This window comes from Streptomyces roseolus, from assembly GCF_014649855.1.
Classification (GTDB): domain Bacteria; phylum Actinomycetota; class Actinomycetes; order Streptomycetales; family Streptomycetaceae; genus Streptomyces; species Streptomyces roseolus.
The window spans coordinates 1-2,477 of record NZ_BMTV01000065.1 but is presented as its reverse complement, the minus strand read 5'-3'; the positions used below and the strand labels follow the sequence as shown (position 1 = coordinate 2,477).

2 protein-coding genes and 1 pseudogene are annotated in these 2,477 nt (G+C 71.3%); all 3 read right to left on the bottom strand.

Annotation, left to right across the window (positions count from 1 at the left end; genetic code table 11):
• A partial coding sequence (locus IE245_RS36290; RefSeq protein WP_373305463.1) for an NAD(P)/FAD-dependent oxidoreductase occupies positions 1 to 1,049 on the bottom strand: 1,049 nt, incomplete at its 3' end.
• An 84-nt stretch (positions 1,050 to 1,133) separates the two neighbouring features.
• Positions 1,134 to 1,618, bottom strand: a pseudogene (locus IE245_RS36285) (peroxiredoxin).
• Between the two features lie 37 nt (positions 1,619 to 1,655).
• Entirely contained in the window at positions 1,656 to 2,405 is a 750-nt protein-coding gene (locus IE245_RS36280; protein WP_189955683.1) for an anti-sigma factor, read from the bottom strand.
• Between the last annotated feature and the right edge of the window lie 72 nt (positions 2,406 to 2,477).

Genomic DNA, 2,477 nt, shown 5'->3' with positions numbered 1-2,477 from the left:
CGCTCCATGTCGTAGCTGACGTGTACGGGTGCGGTGGAGGGCTCGCAGCCGGTCATGCGGTAGTTCCAGCTGGCGCGTGCCTTCGGAGAGCCGGGCAGGAGGGAAGCGTCGGTGTGCAGCACGGTGGGGTTGTGCGAGTACGTGAAGGCGCCCAGGAGCCGCTTCTCGTCGGCGGTGGGGTCCGCGAGCATGCGCAGCGCCTGGTCGGGGTGCGTGGCGATGACCACGGCGTCGTACGCGTCGGTGGCGCCGTCGCCGGTGGTGACGAGGACGCCCCGGCCCGTGCGCCGGACGGCTTCGACCGGGCTCGAGGTACGGACGCGGTGGACGCGTTTGGCAGCGGCAGTCACGTAGGCGGACGAACCGCCGGTGACGGTCTTCCACTGCGGGGAGCCGGTGACCGACAGCAGGCCGTGATGGTGCAGGAAGGCGAAGAGGTAGGCGGCCGGGTACGACAGCGCGGTGCGGGCCGGGCAGGACCACACGGCGGCGACGAGCGGCAGGGCGAAGTGACTGACGAAGTAGGCGGAGAACCCGCCCTCGCGCAGGAAGTCCCCGAAGGTGACGTCCGCATGAGTCCCGCGCGCCAGCAGCCGCCGGGCGCCCCGGTGGAAGACCGGTACCTCTGCCAGGAGCCGGAGGTACCGCGACCGCAGGGCCGCGCGGGAGGCGAACAGCCCCGCCGCGCCCCGGGCGCCCGCGTACTCCAGCCCGCACCCGTCACACCGGACCGACATGCTCATCTCGGCGTCCTGCGTGCCGATCTCCAGCTCCCGGAACAACCTGAGCAGGGTGGGGTAGGTGCGCTCGTTGTGGACGATGAACCCGGAATCCACGGAGAGAGGCCGGCCGCCGGGGCCGGGCAGTTCGCGGGTGTGGGCGTGGCCGCCGAGACGACCGTCCGCCTCGTACAGGGTGGCCTCGCACGAGGACGCCAGGACGTAGGCGGCGGTCAGACCCGCCACTCCCGCACCGATGACCGCTACTTTCCGGTCTTTCACTACAAGCGCTCCCGCCACTCGACACGCCGCTCGGCTGCTGCGTTTCACCCGTACTTCGCAGCAGCTGGGTCATCGGATTGGGCGTGATGTGTGACCGCGGGGTGAGGGGTCCGGCCGAAGAGGTGTGCCGGTTCAGCCGGTGAGACCGGCGAGATGTGTGCTCAGCGTGACGGCGAGCGGGTAGGTGGCGCCTGGGGCGGCGACGTGCTTCCAGTGCAGGCGGCCGTGACCGTTGATGATGAACACCGACCTGCGCAGGCCGATCAGGGGTGCGCTGATCCCGAAGGACTTCGCCACCACGCGTTCCTCGTCGGACAGCAGGGGCATGCGCAGCCCGCGGTCGCGGGCGAACTTCTCATGGCTGTCGAGCCCTTGCGGACTGATGCCCCAGACGGTGGCGCCGGCGAACTGGAACCGGGCCATGCCGTCGGAGTAGGAGCACAGCTGTGCGGTGCATACCGGTGTGTCGTCGCCGGGGTAGAAGGCGAGGACGAGCGCGGCCTGCCGCGCTGCTCGCACAGGGTGTAGTAGCGGCGGTGGAAGGTTTCACCGTCCAGGAGTCCGCCGGGCAGGCAGAAGTCGCCGACGATGTCCCCGATCTCCGGGGTGCTTGCCATGAAGTACCTCGATCACTGATCGATGCGGAGCGCCCGGTCAGGCGGGAAGGGTCATCAGGAGCAGGGGGTCGGTGGTGGGCTGGGGGGATCCTCCGGCGGGTTCGAGGGTGAGGCCGACGGCGCCCGCGTCGGCGGGGTCGCCGGTGAGGATCACGGTGCCGTCGTGTTCGATCAGTCCGGCCGGGCGCATGGTGCCGTCGTGATCGAGCCACAGCTGGTAGGTCTTGCCCGTGCCGGGCGCGGGCAGGTGGGCGGCGGCGAAGACGGCCTTGTTCTGCTGCTCGGAGGTGACGACGGTGGTCAGGGCTCCGTTGGCGGACTTGCCGTGGACGGTGCGGGCGTCCGGGGCCGCCAGGACGGCGCTGACCGCATCGAGCTGCTGCTGGGTCTGGCGGGCCTGCTGTTCGAGGTCGTTTCCGTTCTGCGTCTGCCACACCGCGACGCCGCCCAGTGCGGCGGCGGCCACGCTGGCGGCCAGCGCCAGGGGTACGGCCCGGCGGCGCAGGATGCCGCCGAGGGCGGGCACCGCACTGGCGGCGGGGACGCGCGGGGGCAGCTGGCGGACGCCGTCGATGGCGGCCATGACCTGTGCCTTGACGGCCGGAGGCGGCGGCTGGGCGACGGCGGCCGCCAGGCGTGCCGTGGTCGCCTGGAACTCGGCGGCTTCCTGCCGGCACGTCTCGCACGTCTGGAGGTGGGCGTCGAAGTCCTTGCGTTCGGCGTCGTCGAGGGCGCCCAGGGCGTAGGCGGCGACGAGGGTGTGGGCGTCGGTGGTGTGGTGTTTCATGTGGTCACCCCCATGCAGTCGCGGAGCCGGATGAGCCCGTCGCGCATGCGTGTCTTGATGGTGGGAAGAGGC

Bases quoted from the DNA above. Each gene is read 5' to 3' on its own strand.
- IE245_RS36280 (WP_189955683.1), bottom strand. From the start codon at position 2,405: ATGAAACACCACACCACCGACGCCCACACCCTCGTCGCCGCCTACGCC.